This is a genomic window from Clostridium sp. CM038 (assembly GCF_055081105.1).
In genome coordinates this window covers 3,288,407-3,303,881 of record NZ_CM143651.1, presented here as the reverse complement: position 1 = coordinate 3,303,881, position 15,475 = coordinate 3,288,407, and the positions used below count along the sequence as shown (strand labels likewise).

Here is a 15,475-nt window from a genome sequence, read left to right as displayed (position 1 = left end):
TGTAAAGGACTGAGTATATGGCAATAAGAGAGTGGAAAAGATTTTTAATTCCTTATGAACAGGGTGTAGAAGAGTTAAAAGTAAAATTTAAAAGTATAAGAAGAGAATATAGACGAAAAAATGAGTATTCACCTATAGAGTTTGTTACCGGAAGAGTTAAAGAAATATCTAGTATTCTTGAGAAAGCTAATAAATTCGGTATCCCTCTGGATAGAATCGAATATGAAATGGAAGATATTGCAGGCATAAGGATAATGTGTCAGTTTGTAGATGATATTGATAAAGTGGTAAATCTAATTCGTGAAAGACGTGACATGCAGATGGTTTATGAAAAAGACTATGTTGCAAATGTAAAAGGTAGTGGATATAGAAGCTATCATATGATTATAAAGTATCCTGTAAACTTAGCTGATGGTCAAACCGAAATACTAGCAGAATTTCAAATTAGGACCTTGGCAATGAATTTTTGGGCTACAGTAGAGCATTCTCTAAATTATAAATATAAGCATGATATACCAGAGAATATAAGGGCAAAACTTAAAAATGCTGCAGATGCTGCTTTTCAATTAGATGAACAGATGCTAGAAATTAAAGACGAAATTAAAGATGCACAAAAATTGTTTGAGGTAAAATCTAATTTGGTGTCGGATATAATGAATAATATACTTGTGCTTTCGTCGATTGGAAAGTCAACGGATGCAGCTAGGTATAGAGAACAATTAAATAAGCTAATAGAAGAAGGAGAAGTTTATGAGATTAGCAGCTTACTTCGCGCAACTCAAAAAACATTAGATATGTATGGAGTTTAAATTGAAAAGGAGAGTAGAAATTAAAAATTTCTACTCTCCTTTTATAATAATTCGAATTTAAACTGTAAAAACTGTATGTAGCTATTACTAAGAAGCTACTATATTAACTAGTCGTCCTTTAATTACAATAACCTTACGCACAGTTTTACCTTCTAGGGTAGCGATTACTGTTTCATCTTTAAGAGAAATTTTCTTTATACTTTCTTCATCTAAATCTTGAGATATAGTTATTCTGGATTTAATTTTACCATTGATTTGAATAGCTAGCTCTACTTCATCTTTTATAAGAGCAAACTCATCAAATTTAGGCCAAATTTGATTAAATACAGAGTAACCCATACCTAAGGTTTCCCACTTCTCTTCCGCAAAGTGAGGAGTAAAGGGAGCTAAAATCTTAAGGTAATCCACAAGCACTTCTTTTAAAAATTTAGTATTTATATTGTCTCCATTAACATATTTTAATATAGCATTGGTAAGCTCCATAAGTCTTGCAATAGCAGTATTAAAATGAAGTTTTTCTGTATCTCCAGTAACTCCTTTTATTGCGAAATGTCTCCAGTAGTTTAATTCTTTTTCTTCTATGCCTAGAGAGTCTTTGTTATTAACTTCTTTTGACATAACGCTGATTCCAGTGTCGATTGATCTTTCAATTCTATCAACAAATCTTCCAATAGCTTTTATACCATCATCACTCCAAGCTCCACCATCAATATAACCAAAACCAAACATTAGGTACATTCTAAATACATCTGCGCCGAACTCTTTTATGTACTTGTCTGGAGAAATAGTATTTCCTTTTGATTTACTCATTTTCACTCCGTCTGGTCCTAAAATTAAACCTTGGTGAGTAAGAGATAAGAATGGTTCATCAAAATCTAAATACCCCATATCACGAAGAGCCTTGGTTATAAATCTTGAATATAGTAAGTGACCACATGCATGTTCAGGTCCGCCTACATATTTGTCTACAGGAAGCATTTTGTTTACTAACTCTTTATCAAAAGCTTTTTCATTGTTTTTGTTATCTACATACCTAAATTGGTAGAAAGAAGAACAAACGAATGTATCCAAAGTATCAGCTTCTCTATGAGCTGCGCCGCCACAAACTGGGCAAGGGACATTCATAAAATCCTCGCATTTAGCAAGTGGTGATTCTCCGTCTGGTGCAAATTCTACGTTGTACGGCAGTTCTACAGGAAGTTGATCCTCAGGTACAGGAACAGCCCCACATTTTTCGCAGTGAATTATTGGAATAGGAGCGCCCCAATATCTTTGTCTTGAAACTAACCAATCACGAAGTCTAAAGTTTACTTTTTCACAGCCGAGACTTATACTTTCTAATTTTTTTACAATTGCTTTTTTTCCGTCGATGGTAGATAAACCATCAAATTCTTGACTGTTTACCATTTTTCCATGTTCAGTATAAGGGAGATTTTCGCCCTCTCCATTTACACTTTTAAAACCAATAATTACTCTTTCAATAGGCAATTTGTATTTAGTAGCAAATGCGAAGTCTCTATCATCATGAGCAGGAACAGCCATTACTGCACCAGTTCCATAAGTGTTTAGAACATAGTCAGCTACCCAAATTGGAACCTCGCGTCCATTAATAGGATTAATAGCATAAGAACCAGTAAATACACCTGTTTTATCTCTTGTAATAGATTGTCTTTCTATATCAGTTTGTTTTCTAGCATCATATTTATAAGATTCAACAGCATCTTTATATTCACTTTTAGTGAGGACATCTACAAGTTCATTTTCAGGGGCTATGACTACATATGAAACACCGAATAAAGTATCTACTCTTGTAGTAAATACACTAAAGTCTACATCAGAATCAACTACTTTAAAAGTAACATCAGCACCAGTAGATTTGCCTATCCAATGTTTTTGCATGGATTTGGTTTTTTCAGGCCAATCCAAGGTATCAAGCTTTTCTAGTAGTTCATCAGCATAGTCAGTTATTTTTAAGAACCATTGTGTTAAATTCTTTTTAGTAACCTCAGTGTTACATCTTTCGCAAAAGCCATCTACTACTTGCTCATTTGCAAGTACTGTACTACAGCTAGGACACCAATTTACAGGTGCTTTTTTCCTGTAAGCAAGGCCTTTTTCAAATAGTTTTAAGAATAACCATTGAGTCCATTTATAATAATCAGGGCGACATGTAACAACTTCATGATCCCAATTAAACATTGCTCCCATAGCTTTTAATTGCTTTTCCATATTAATAATGTTTTGCTTCGTAGAATCCTTTGGATGCACTCCTGTTTTTATTGCGTAGTTTTCAGCAGGTAGACCAAAAGCATCAAAGCCCATTGGCTGAAATACATTGTATCCTTGCATTTTCTTCATTCTAGCCCAAGAATCTACAGGGCCATAGTTAAACCAATGCCCCGCATGTAATTGGCTTCCAGATGGATAAGAGAACATTTCAAGTACATATAACTTCTTATCAATTTTATTTTCATCAAATTCATAAAGGTTAGTTTCTTCCCATATTTGTTGCCATTTTTCATCGATAGTTGTAGTATATTTTGCCATTAGTATTCCTCCTTATTATGATCTATAGGTTAAAAACAATTATTAATCTTTTCCACTTAGTTTTAAATTAGAAAATAAAAAAAACCCTCATCTCAACAAAGAGACGAAAGTAATATTCCGCGGTACCACTCTAATTAGGCATTACGCCTCACTTAAGAATATAACGGTTTTAACCGTACTTGTTTTCACAAGTAAGCTTTTACTTACAAGTAAGATTTTACTTAAAAATAAGCTCATAGGCAAGTTCATATTATATCATTACTGCTTCACACCTATGGGACATTATTTATCTTAATGACCCAACAGCAGCTCTCTTTAAAATGCTATAAATACTACTACTCCTAATAAAAGCAATTTATTATAGTATCATTTGTTTAAGATTGTATTATTATTCATTATAATTTAAATAGAATTTTGTGTCAAGGCTATGTGATTTACTTAAATTTCATAACAAGATTTTTATTTGCATAGGATATAAATACAGTAAGCGCATAGTCATATACTATGAAGGCAAACTCCATAACAATTATTGTTAAATATATATTTATATTAGGAAGTTTTGATAATATAAATAATTTATAAATAAATATAAGTATAGCGGAGGCTATATTAAAATACAATAACTTAAGCACAATTTCTAAAATCATACTCCTTAATTTTTCTATAAAATATTTCACAAAGCCATAGGAACCAAAAATTAGTATATATGCAATGCTTATAAGCTTTGAAGGTATAATAAATAAACTAAGCAAGGAGACAGCACTATATACTACAATGGTATTCTTTATTCCGGTAGTTAAAATTGAAAGTGGAATAATACAGGAAGCAATGCCTAACATAAAAAATTTATTTGTAGGGAAAATAGAAGAAAGATATAGTAATATTAAACTAAGTGCTGCGAATATTCCACCCTTAGCAATATTATTAGATTTCATAAAAATCATCTCCTAAATTAATAGAATTAGCAACAGGATATAAGATCTCCGCCTAAACATTCACAAATACTATCTGCACACCACAAGTTAAGACATAGATTACCCATGCCAAAATCATTGTTACGCTTGCCATAATAGTTATCTCTATAATTTGAAGTACGCGAATTTAGTTCATTAAAACTTCGTCTATATTCAATATTATTAGGATCTTGCGTGCAAGCGCGGCTTATAAAATTATAAGCACTATCATGCCAGCCTTTTTTGAGGTGAAGCACTCCCGTTAAATAATTCCACTCGGCAGTTTTAGTATTCATGGAATTTAATTTCTGCTCAGCGGAAGCGATATTTCCGCTATTTAAATCCATTCTTATAGATTGATATATATTGTTATTAGTATAGTCATTATTTGAATTAGAACCATAATTATTAGACGAATTGTAACTGTTAGAAGAACCATTGCTACTTGAAGAACTAGTATTTTTCATAAGTGAATCATAGGCTTCATTTAGTTCCTGCATTTTTTCTTCTGCTAAATCTTTTAAAGGATTATCACCATACTGATCAGGGTGATATTTTTTTGCTAGCTCTCTATAGGCTTTTTTAATATCTTCTTTAGATGAGCCTTGTCTTACACCAAGTACTTCATAGGGATTTATCATCTTTATATTCCACTCCTTTTAAATTATTAATGTTACATTCTTTATTAAATCATCACCTGCGGTGATGTAATATTAACGACTTCAGAAGGATATTTATACCCCCACTGAAGTTTTCTACTTGTTAGGGTATGTTACTCCCACTTATAGAAGTGGGAGACTTTCCTTCTGAAATGTCGTTAAAAACCTTATCCATTTTTTCCATGAGTCCGAGTTCTAGTATATTACATAATATGGCTTCATTTTTTATTAAAGGTAATCTATTTAGATAGTTTAAACATTGCTGCGCGCAGGTAGATAATAAAAAATCAATTCGGGGTGCTATCGATATACTAAAACTTTTAAAATCTAATTTATCAGTATTAAACAATGAATTTATAGCATTAAAAGAATCACTTTTTATATCCTTTTCTAAATCATCATAAGCATCTATAATATATATCCATTTACCTAAATTATACCCAAGCCAATATAAATCATCCTTAAAGGAAGCAGTCTTATAATAAAATGATATTATAAAGCCTGTAAGGTCAGCAAAAACATGAGAAAGCTCATCTATAGATAGCTGCTCATCAATGCATAGATCCTTATGGTCCGCTTCGAGGGTATTTAGTAATAAAAGCTTTTCTTTTGTATAATTCATTACATCATTATATGCTATATCTGATTTTGATAAATAGTTTTTTAAAAACATTGAAAAAACTTTACTTTTCATTGTTTTATTATCGTAAACATCATCCATTATCTTATAATAGGCTAAAGTAATGTTACAAAAGGCGGCATAATCTATTGTCTGGTTATTATTAATCATAATCCTTTTTTTTAGTGGATGCATAATACATTTGAATTTAATAAAATTGTATTTATTCTCTGAAAGTGCATCCAAAAGTACTGCCAAGAAAGTCATATCATAATTTAAAGTAAGCCTTGGTAGGTTTCCAAAATTATTTTTAATAGAGTTACATAGGCCACAATAATAAGCTTTGAATTTCTCGTAGTCTTTTATCTTCATTTCCATTTTACATGGAGTTACATATCCAAACATTATAGTTCCTTTGATGATTTTTTTGATTTTAATATTTCATAAATGCTTTTAGCCGTTGTATCCTCTAATCGGTAACCGAGCAAAGTCACAACTTCCTCAATTTCGAATTCATCCTCGCTTTCAATTTCTATGTAAGGAAAAGGACAAAATGTCTTCTCATTTATATCTATTTCAATAAGAGTATTTTTGTATTTATAGCTTTCTCTATATTTTTTAATAGATTGTATAAGCTCTAGACCTAAGGATTCGAATATACCCTTGGCAGCAGCTGCATCTTTAATTTCTGATTCGTGTTCATCCATAATTTTATACTTTTCTTGGCTTATGAGTTTTTTCGTGGTTATGTAATGAACCGTGGAATTTGTTAGTTCATCATGCACTGTTCGTATTCTTGCATAGCCTTTGCCGTTTAGTAACCTTTTATCCCAGAAATCATAAATATTATTTATTTGATTTTCTTGTTTTACTTTTATAGCATTTATGTTTAATAGTTTTTTGCGGATTTCTTGTACATCAATATCTATAATTCTAAGTTCTATTTCTCTCAAAGTAGTTCCTCCTTGTCACTCTTAGGAACATAGCAGTTATTAATTGTTATGCTTCTATTTTTATACATCTAATCATTAATTCTTTATTATACCATTAATTGTGATTATATCATAACTTAAGTAAAGTAACATTAATATTGCTTTAAAATTACAAATTCCAATACAGGAAAATAGGTAGTCACAATAATAGTCTGTTAAGAACTAAGGATAATAGCAATATATGACTTTGTTATAAGTGACGATACATAGTATAATAATTGGGCACGTTTAAATAAATGGACTAGCATTATTGACTTGTTATTTGTTTAAATGCGCCTTAGATAAATATTAAGGTGGTGTTTTTTTGGAGTATATAAAAGAAGTTAATATAAATGAGGCTATTATTCATGTTTTAGATAACAATGCAGATGAACCTATCTTGAATGAATATGCATTAGACTTAGATGAAGAAAAATATAACTATTTACTGAAACATATCCAGAAGTGCTTAAAGGATGAAGAATTAAAGTATGGAGTCTTTAATTCCGATCGAAATATAGTAAAAGATTTATCACAAGAATACTTAAATGGTGAGAATAATTTACTGGCGGTATCTAAGGAACTAGCAAGGCAGATGTTTATTTTAATGAGATCTATTGGGAACGTTCCTTCCTGTGATTTGGTAATAGTATCTTTTACCACAGAGTTTGGACCAATGCTTGGGATATTTAAAATGGATTATATTAAAAACTATGTGCACACTATCGAATTTGTAGATAATAAGTTAGGCATTGATATAGTATCGCAGGTTACAGGGTTACCTGGTAGTTCTCAAAGAATACAAAAATGTACGTTTTTAAAACCAATTAGAGATGAAAATAATTTTGATTTAATGGTTATCGATAAAAAAAGCAAGAATAAAGAAGATGAGGAATATGGCTCAAACTACTTTATAAGTAATTTCTTAGGTTGCACAATTATTGATAATGAAAGAGATGTTACTAAAAACTTCGTGAAGGCAGCTGAAAAATTCACGCAAAACAACTTTGCAGAAAATGCAGATGAAGCAGAAGTTGTTAGAAGTACTATAAAAAGAAAGCTTAGAGAAGAAGATAATATTGATCTTAAAGAATTGTCTGAGGAAATGTTTTCTGAAAATAATGATACTAAAGAAAAATTTGTTGAATTTATAACAGAACAAGGAGTTTCAGAAAATATTAGCCTTGATAAAGAGTGGATAGACAAAAAGCTAAAAAGAGTAAGACTAAAAATTGATAAAGATATAGATTTATACGTAAATGAAGAAACGTATCATGATAATAGTCGCTTTGAAATACAAAGAAATGGTGATGGCACAATTAATATGGTTATTAAACATGTAAGCAATTATGTTGAAAAATAGATAAGAAAAAAAGTATAAAAACATTATAGTTTCCTATATAATAAAAAATAAAACAAAAATACCCACAGTAGAATATACTGTGGGTATTTTTGTTTTAACAATTTAGATTTAAATGAATTTAATCTAATTTATTTTAAAGAATTAGAAGAACCTAAAACGTTAGTGATTTTGCTTTCAACTAATTTAGTTATGTTAGTTCTTGCTTCGCCTAAATATTTTCTAGGATCTATTTCGCCAAGATTTTTTGTAAGAACTTTTCTTATTGAACCAGTCATAGCAAGTCTTAAATCAGTATCCATATTTATTTTACAAACAGCCATAGATGCTGCTTTTCTAAGCATATCTAGTGGAATTCCTTTTGCGCCTTTCATTTCGCCACCAAATTCATTGATCATAGTAACGTAATCTTGATCAACTGCAGATGCTCCGTGAAGAACTATTGGAAAATTGTGCTTTCCAGCTTCTTCTAATTTTTCTGTGATTTTTGCTAATCTTTCAAAATCAAGTTTAGCTTCGCCTTTGAATTTATATGCACCGTGGCTTGTTCCTATAGCTACAGCTAAAGAATCAATACCAGTTCTTGTTACATAATCTACAGCTTGTTCTGGATCAGTATAAGTTGCGTCTGCTGCGGAAACATTAACATCATCTTCAATTCCAGCAAGCTTTCCAAGTTCTGCTTCAACTACAACACCTTTAGAATGAGCATATTCAACTACTTCTTTAGTTGTTCTTACATTTTCTTCATAATCAAGATGAGAACCATCATACATTACTGAAGTAAATCCAGAAGCTATTGCAAGTTTACATTGTGCTAAATCTGAACCGTGATCTAAATGAAGAGCAATGTCAAGACCAGTGTCTTCTACAGCTGCCTCTACCATTTTTCTAAGGTAAGTAGGTCTAGCATATTTCATAGCGCCGCCTGATACTTGAAGTATAACAGCTGACTTGTGAGTAGCACAAGCATCAACAACTCCTTGAATTATTTCCATATTATTGATGTTGAAAGCTCCAATAGCGTAATTGCCTTCTAAAGCTTTTTTAAACATATTAGTAGTAGTAACTAAAGCCATGTTAATTCCACCTTTCAAATTTTGTAATAGGGACATATATTGTCCCTGCGGGACTTTTATGATATGTTATAATTATAAGCTATAATTGGACTATTTTCTACCCCTTTACTATAAATTGTACCCATAAATTTAAAAAATCAAAAAATATTGCTTATAGATACTTTTTCATGAGACATTATATGATCTATAAGATATTTCATACTATGTACAGTGGCTAAACATTCAGACTTATCTTTCATTTTTATATATTGAGTTAATTTTAAAAGCTCGTTGTCCATATGATCTGTATCTTCATGATGTATATATATAGTTAAAAATTTAGAAGCTTTTTTCCAATCAGCTACATAATCTAGTGATAAATTGTATGCATCTTCGTAGTTCTCTTTAAGTATATAGCTTTCTAAGGAAGAATTCAAATTTTGTAAATGGGCGCAATTATAATTTATAAGATTAATAGATACAAATATGCCTATAATCATTGTAAAAAATAAGCCGAAGGCTACAATAACATTTTTCATATTTTCTTATCTTTCCCTTCTTTAAGTTGATAATAGAACTTATTTTTAGAGTCAATCATTCCTATGAAAACATCTTTAGCACATAAAATATTATTTTTTCTTAATATATTGTTTAACCAAGTTATGTCTTTTTTTAAAAGATTTAAATTTTTATAATTTATATTGCCATCCATAATTAAAGGTATAGGCAAAGACTCTTGGGCTATGGATATATTTAAATCATCCTTAGTTGCATTAGAAATACTAGTTTTAGGCAATATGGATAGCTCACCGCTAGTCTCCAAAATAGCATATTGGATATCGGATAAATTAAAATACCCTTTTAATCTAAGTTCTTCGAATAAATCATTAATATTAAATCTTTGGCATCTGAGCTCTGCAATATCAATTTTGCCATTTTTTATTAATATGCTCGGAGTACCTGTTAAAATTTTTCTAGCCTTTTCGCTTTTGAGTTCAATATAGGAAGTGGCTATTTGGAGAAATAACAAAGTGAATATTGGTATAACTGCATGTATAATTGGTATTCTTATATCTTCCATGGGGAAGGTTGCAAGATTAGAAATCATCAATGCAATCACAAGTTCGAAAGGTTCAAGCTCACCTATTTGTTTTTTACCCATCATTCTCATAATAAATATTACTGTAAAGTATAAGACAAAAGTTCTGATTACTAAAATAAGCATAATAACACCTCTTTAACATATGATGTATATGTTTCCTTTAAACTCAAAAATTATAAGGGGGAAAGGATACATTTTTTAAAAACTAAAGTATAATAGTAATAACTACTAAAAATAGGGGATGATTGTATGCGTAGTTTCAATATAGGACTTAAGGATGGTAGAAACATTTTAGTTCCAGAGGGAACTATATTAAATGATATTATTAAAAAAAATAATTTAGTGAGCGATTTTCCAGTAGTTTTAGGTAAAATCAACAATAAATTTTATGAGCTAGGAAGTACTATCACGCATGGGGGTGATTTTGAACTCGTAGATATTACAAGTAGAATCGGAACGATGGCGTACGTTAGGACCCTTCAATTTGTACTAATAAAAGCAATTTCTGAATTATTCCCTGAAGCTAAAATTTCTATCGAACATTCTTTAAGTAAGGGATTATTTGGTGAGATTCATAAGACTCTTGCACTAGATATTGATGACATATATGATATAAAAAGCAGAATGAGCGAAATAATAAAAGCGGATATTCCTATAAGAAAGATAGCATTTTCAAAAGAGAGGGCAGTGGAAATTTTTACGCAGTATGATATGCAAGATAAAGTTAAGCTTTTAAAATATGTAACAGGAAAAGAGATAAAGCTTTATGAACTAGATGGGAGATATGATTATTTCTATGGCCCTATGGCTTATTCAACAGGAATATTAAAAATATTTGATTTAATGTACTATGAGCCGGGGTTTATATTAAGATATCCAACAAATGATGAACCAGATAGAATCCCTAAATTTTATAAACACGAAAAACTAGCTAAAGTATTTTATGAAGCAGCGCAATGGGGAGAAATACTAAGTGTTGGAAGTGTTGGTGCACTAAACAATGAAGTGGTAAATGGCGATATTGTTAATTTAATTAGAGTAGCAGAAGCACTTCATGAAAAGAAAATTGCATATATTGCGGATATGATTTATAAGCGGGGAAAGGTGAAATTGGTTCTTATTGCTGGACCGTCCTCATCAGGGAAAACTACTTTTTCAAAAAGATTAGGGATTCAATTGAGGGTAAACGGCTTAATACCAATATTTATTTCATTAGATGATTATTTTATTAATAGGGAAATCACTCCAAGAGATGAAAGTGGAGAATATGATTTTGAATCTATATATGCTTTAGATTTAGAGCTTATAAATAAGGATTTAAAATTATTACTGGAAGGCAAAGAGACTGAAGTACCAAGTTTTAATTTTAAAACAGGGAAAAGGGAATGGCATGGTAATAAAATTAAAATGCCCGAAAATGGAGTTATGATTGTAGAAGGAATACATGGATTAAATGAGATTTTAACTTCATCTATATCTAAGGATAGTAAATTTAAAATATATATAAGTCCTTTAACACAGCTTAATTTAGATGATCACAACAGGATTTCTACAACAGACGTAAGAATGACAAGGAGAATAGTTAGAGATTATTTATCAAGAGGATACGGCGTTGAAGATACACTGAAAATGTGGCCTTCTATAAAACGTGGAGAGGAAAAAAATATTTTTGTATTTCAAGAGCAGGCAGATGCAATGTTTAATTCTAGCGTAGTATATGAGCTTTGTGTGCTTAAGAAATTTGCATTAGCCGAGCTTAATAAAGTTGGGGAAGAAAGTCCAGTATATTATGAGGCAAGTAGATTAAGAAGCTTTCTTAATTTTTTTAAAGATGTAGATAAAGATTTAGTACCAGATAATTCAATAATAAGAGAATTTACTGGCGGAAGTTGCTTTTATAAATACTAAAGCACCTGGAAATAAAATAATTACGTTATACTGTGCAGATGCTTACAAGGAGGGAAACAAATGAAAAACTATAGTGTTTTTGACATATTGGGTCCAATTATGGTAGGGCCATCAAGTTCACATACAGCAGGGGCTGCAAGGCTTGGTAAAATTGCCGCTATAATTTCAGGGAAAAATATAATATCAGTAAAATTTGTTTTACATGGTTCTTTTGCTAAAACGTATAAAGGCCACGGAACGGATAGAGCATTAGTAGCAGGGATTTTAGGGATGGATCCTTGGGATGATAGACTTAAAGACTCATTAGCTATAGCTAAAAATCAAGGGCTCCAAATAGAGTTTGCTGAGGACGATTTGGGAGATGTTCATCCTAATACAGTAAAGTTTATTATAACAAAAAAAAATGAGAAAATAGTTGAAGTTGTTGGGTCGTCTGTTGGAGGAGGAAATATTTCGATATTTGAAGTTGATGGCCAACCAGTTAAATTTACAGGTAACTATCCAACAATTATAATTAGCCATAAAGATATTCCAGGGATGATTTCAAAAGTAAGTACCTTGTTATATGATGGAAATGTTAACATAGCATTTATGAATGTGTATAGAAATAGTAGAGGGCTAAAAGCAGCCATGGTGTTTGAGACAGATACCATAGTAACTGAAAACGTATTAAGTAAGATTAAGTCTATGGAGGATATTTACAGTATAAGAGAAATATCACCAGTGCAACGGTCGTAATACAGCGAGGAGGAAATAATATGTTTGTAAACAAAGGGATAGAACTTTTAAGTGTATGTGAAGAGAAAAATATACCGATTTCGGAATATACAATAAGGTGTGAACAAGAAGAAAGTGGATTTACGCGTAGTGAAATTGTTGAAAAGATGAGGAAAAATCTAAATATAATGAGAGAAGCTGCGGAATATGGGCTTACAAATGAAACTAGATCTATTAGTGGATTAATAGGTGGGGATGCAATTAGACTGAATAGGTATGCGCAGGGGGGAAATACACTGACAGGTGAATTTATGATAAAAGCAATGGCGAGAGCTCTTTCTTGCTCAGAAGTGAATGCAGCCATGGGAAAAATAGTCGCTGCGCCGACAGCGGGGTCTTGTGGAATACTTCCTGCAGTAATTATTACAGCAGGAGAGAAGTTAAATAAAACTGAAGATGAGCTAATTAATGCGTTATTCACAGCTTCTGGAGTAGGAATTATAATAGCTAAAAATGCTACAATGTCAGGAGCTGAAGGTGGATGTCAGGCTGAATGTGGTTCTGCCGCTGCCATGGGCGCAGCAGCTGTAGTGGAAATGATGGGTGGTACTCCCGCTATGGCACTAAATGCAGCTGCTATTGTTATAAAAAACATTTTAGGACTAGTATGCGACCCTGTCGCAGGGTTGGTTGAGGTGCCGTGTGCTAAACGAAATATAGCTGGTGCAGTAAGTGCTTTGACTACTGCAGATTTGGCTATGAGTGGGGTTACAAGTCGAATACCTTTTGATGATACAGTAATTGCCATGTATAAGGTGGGAAAACAATTACCTTGTGAATTAAGAGAAACAGCTATGGGCGGGCTTGCAACTACTCCTACAGGACTTGAACTTGCAAAAAAAATATTATTAAAACAAGGTTCGCTTAAATAAATATATTGTTGGAAGTTAAGAGAGGGATATCCTAAACGGGGTGTCCCTCTTTTTTGTATATCACATCACTTAGTAAAGTAACCTTTAAAATCATAATGAATAGAATAATAAAGGAGATAACTAATTAAAGGGAGGGATAGAAATGCAGTGGTACAATACAGATGAAAATGAAGTGTATAACACATACAGAAATATTAGTGAAGATATTTTTGAGGGGATTGATGAAGAATACGTAAATGAAAGTGCAAAATAATGATAGTTTGGTGTTGTGAATGAAAAAAACCTATATTTTTATAATCGGTGTAATTGCATTAATGTTTATAAGCACTTCTTCAAGTTTAATAAATACAATAATATATTCTATAGCTATAGTTCCGTTAGCTATTCTACTAGGAGATCAAACCACTAGCATTTCAGATTATATAGGGCAAAAAAAAGGGGGGCTTTTAGCTGCTACAGTAGGCAATGTTCCAGAGCTGATGATGGGAATATGGTCAATAAAGTATGGAATGATACCTATGGTTCAAGCTTCTTTAATTGGGTCAATTGTAAACAATATGCTTTTGGGTCTTGGAATTGCGGTAGTGTTTGGAGGATTTAAGTTCAGGCAGCAGAATTTCAATAGGATAATAGCACGAACAAATTTCAATATGTTACTATTGGCCTTGTCCTCCATGGTAGTTATAGCAACATTAAATAGATACTCTGTAGTTAAGGACTCGGTACTTATATCCATAAGTGTGAAAGTTGCTTTTTTACTGATAGGTATTTATATCTTAGGACTAATATTCTCATTGTATACTCATAACAATTTGTTTGTTGTAAGCGTGGATAAAGAAGAAAAAAAAGTTGTCGTGAATAAAAAAGTTATTGAAAGTGTAATGATTTTAATTTGTATATCTGTATTACTTTATTTTATAAGTGATAAGCTAATTTATAATATTAGAGAGTTTACTAAAAACTATAATATATCCCAAGAGTTCATAGGTATAATTTTAATTCCACTTTTGGGTAATATAGGAGAAAATGTTTCTACAATAATGTGTGCAATGCAAAATAAGGTAGATATGAGCTTAGAAACAGCTATAGGATCAAGCATCCAAATTTCACTTTTTGTTACCCCTGTGCTTGTAATATTTTCTTGTTTTATGGGGTTAAATATGACACTTCTATTTCCAACCTTTCACATAATAATGTGTAGTATAGCTGTAGGTATGTCTTTTTTAGTCTTTCAAGATGGGAAAACCTATTGGCTAGAAGGAAGTATTTTAATTACTACCTATATCATAATTACTTTAGCATATTATTATATTGTCTAGGTAAATTCAGATAAATAACAAGTCACACCTTTGACTTGTTATTTATTTTAATGCACCTAAGCATAAATAGTTATATATAATAATATAATTAAACTAAAAGGTGATTATTTGGCACATAGAAGAGTAATTCAGAATTATTACGATGATGTAAATAATTTAGCAGATATTTTAACTAAACTAGTTAGTTCTTATAGGCTATTAATAGGTGGAGCAGATGAATTAAATAAAATTGCACTATCTAAAAAAAGTGAGGTTAAGGATGCATTAAAAAGAGCTGATAATTTGGGGGATATTATAGACGAAACAATAAAGGTGCTAGACGATGCGGGTTATAGTTATATGTCTTATTGCAAAATTAAGACCGAGGTTATGAACTGCAAGATTCAAACAGAGTATATAGAAACAGAGATTGACGAGGAGCTAAGGTTAAAAGATTAATTATCTCCTACGGAGCTATTAAGCATCTCCTGCGGAGCTATTAAGCATCTCCTGTTATAAAATTGTGGACTTTCCTTCTGAGA

General features: G+C 31.4%; 15 protein-coding genes and 1 other annotated feature. Of the genes, 7 read left to right on the top strand and 8 right to left on the bottom strand.

Annotated elements, in window-relative coordinates:
- Positions 1–17 precede the first annotated feature (17 nt).
- Positions 18–809, top strand: a complete 792-nt coding sequence (locus ACWJKS_RS15220; protein ID WP_165413656.1) for a GTP pyrophosphokinase — start codon at positions 18–20, stop codon at positions 807–809.
- A gap of 87 nt (positions 810–896) precedes the next feature.
- Here ACWJKS_RS15220 and leuS read toward each other — a convergent pair whose 3' ends face one another.
- The 5 genes from leuS to ACWJKS_RS15195 form a co-directional block, all read right to left on the bottom strand.
- Positions 897–3,356 carry a leucine--tRNA ligase gene (leuS, locus tag ACWJKS_RS15215; protein WP_462959889.1) on the bottom strand — a complete coding sequence of 820 codons (2,460 nt, stop codon included), beginning with the start codon at positions 3,354–3,356 and terminating at the stop codon, positions 897–899.
- 96 nt (positions 3,357–3,452) lie between these two features.
- Positions 3,453–3,714 (bottom strand) — a binding site (T-box leader).
- Positions 3,715–3,790: 76 nt separating this feature from the next.
- A complete protein-coding gene (locus tag ACWJKS_RS15210; RefSeq protein WP_253198072.1) occupies positions 3,791–4,291 on the bottom strand; it encodes a hypothetical protein in 501 nt (166 codons plus the stop codon).
- 26 nt (positions 4,292–4,317) lie between these two features.
- The gene (locus ACWJKS_RS15205) at positions 4,318–4,947 is read right to left on the bottom strand and encodes a J domain-containing protein (RefSeq protein ID WP_220286203.1); all 630 of its coding nucleotides are present in this window, start codon (positions 4,945–4,947) and stop codon (positions 4,318–4,320) included.
- A gap of 124 nt (positions 4,948–5,071) precedes the next feature.
- Complete coding sequence (locus ACWJKS_RS15200) at positions 5,072–5,992, bottom strand: DUF5685 family protein (protein WP_462959888.1); 921 nt, start codon at positions 5,990–5,992, stop codon at positions 5,072–5,074.
- Positions 5,992–6,540 (bottom strand): class IV adenylate cyclase, encoded by a 549-nt coding sequence (locus tag ACWJKS_RS15195; RefSeq protein WP_462959887.1) that lies wholly within the window; start codon positions 6,538–6,540, stop codon positions 5,992–5,994. The genes ACWJKS_RS15200 and ACWJKS_RS15195 overlap by 1 nt, the downstream gene beginning before the upstream one ends.
- Before the next feature lie 343 nt (positions 6,541–6,883).
- Between ACWJKS_RS15195 and ACWJKS_RS15190 the strand changes: the two genes are divergently transcribed.
- Positions 6,884–7,921, top strand: coding sequence for a nucleoid-associated protein (locus ACWJKS_RS15190; protein WP_462959886.1), 1,038 nt, complete (start codon positions 6,884–6,886; stop codon positions 7,919–7,921).
- Positions 7,922–8,049: 128 nt separating this feature from the next.
- Here ACWJKS_RS15190 and ACWJKS_RS15185 read toward each other — a convergent pair whose 3' ends face one another.
- The 3 genes from ACWJKS_RS15185 to ACWJKS_RS15175 form a co-directional block, all read right to left on the bottom strand.
- Positions 8,050–8,997: a ketose-bisphosphate aldolase gene (locus tag ACWJKS_RS15185; protein WP_165413650.1), complete on the bottom strand. Its 948-nt coding sequence runs from the start codon at positions 8,995–8,997 to the stop codon at positions 8,050–8,052.
- Between the two features lie 137 nt (positions 8,998–9,134).
- Positions 9,135–9,515, bottom strand: coding sequence for a DUF4363 family protein (locus ACWJKS_RS15180; protein ID WP_165413649.1), 381 nt, complete (start codon positions 9,513–9,515; stop codon positions 9,135–9,137).
- Positions 9,512–10,201, bottom strand: a complete 690-nt coding sequence (locus ACWJKS_RS15175; protein ID WP_216301874.1) for a DUF421 domain-containing protein — start codon at positions 10,199–10,201, stop codon at positions 9,512–9,514. Before ACWJKS_RS15175 ends, ACWJKS_RS15180 begins: the two co-directional genes overlap by 4 nt.
- A 126-nt stretch (positions 10,202–10,327) precedes the next feature.
- Between ACWJKS_RS15175 and ACWJKS_RS15170 the strand changes: the two genes are divergently transcribed.
- From ACWJKS_RS15170 to ACWJKS_RS15150, 5 genes are all read left to right on the top strand, one after another.
- Positions 10,328–11,986: a nucleoside kinase gene (locus ACWJKS_RS15170; protein ID WP_462959885.1), complete on the top strand. Its 1,659-nt coding sequence runs from the start codon at positions 10,328–10,330 to the stop codon at positions 11,984–11,986.
- Between the two features lie 60 nt (positions 11,987–12,046).
- Positions 12,047–12,724, top strand: coding sequence for an L-serine ammonia-lyase, iron-sulfur-dependent subunit beta (sdaAB, locus tag ACWJKS_RS15165; RefSeq protein WP_165412671.1), 678 nt, complete (start codon positions 12,047–12,049; stop codon positions 12,722–12,724).
- 20 nt (positions 12,725–12,744) lie between these two features.
- On the top strand, positions 12,745–13,635 hold the full coding sequence (gene sdaAA, locus ACWJKS_RS15160; protein WP_216301876.1) for an L-serine ammonia-lyase, iron-sulfur-dependent, subunit alpha: 891 nt from the start codon (positions 12,745–12,747) through the stop codon (positions 13,633–13,635).
- A 272-nt stretch (positions 13,636–13,907) separates the two neighbouring features.
- Positions 13,908–14,954 (top strand): calcium/proton exchanger, encoded by a 1,047-nt coding sequence (cax, locus tag ACWJKS_RS15155; RefSeq protein WP_165412673.1) that lies wholly within the window; start codon positions 13,908–13,910, stop codon positions 14,952–14,954.
- A 108-nt stretch (positions 14,955–15,062) separates the two neighbouring features.
- Complete coding sequence (locus ACWJKS_RS15150; protein WP_216301877.1) at positions 15,063–15,392, top strand: hypothetical protein; 330 nt, start codon at positions 15,063–15,065, stop codon at positions 15,390–15,392.
- Positions 15,393–15,475: the final 83 nt, after the last annotated feature.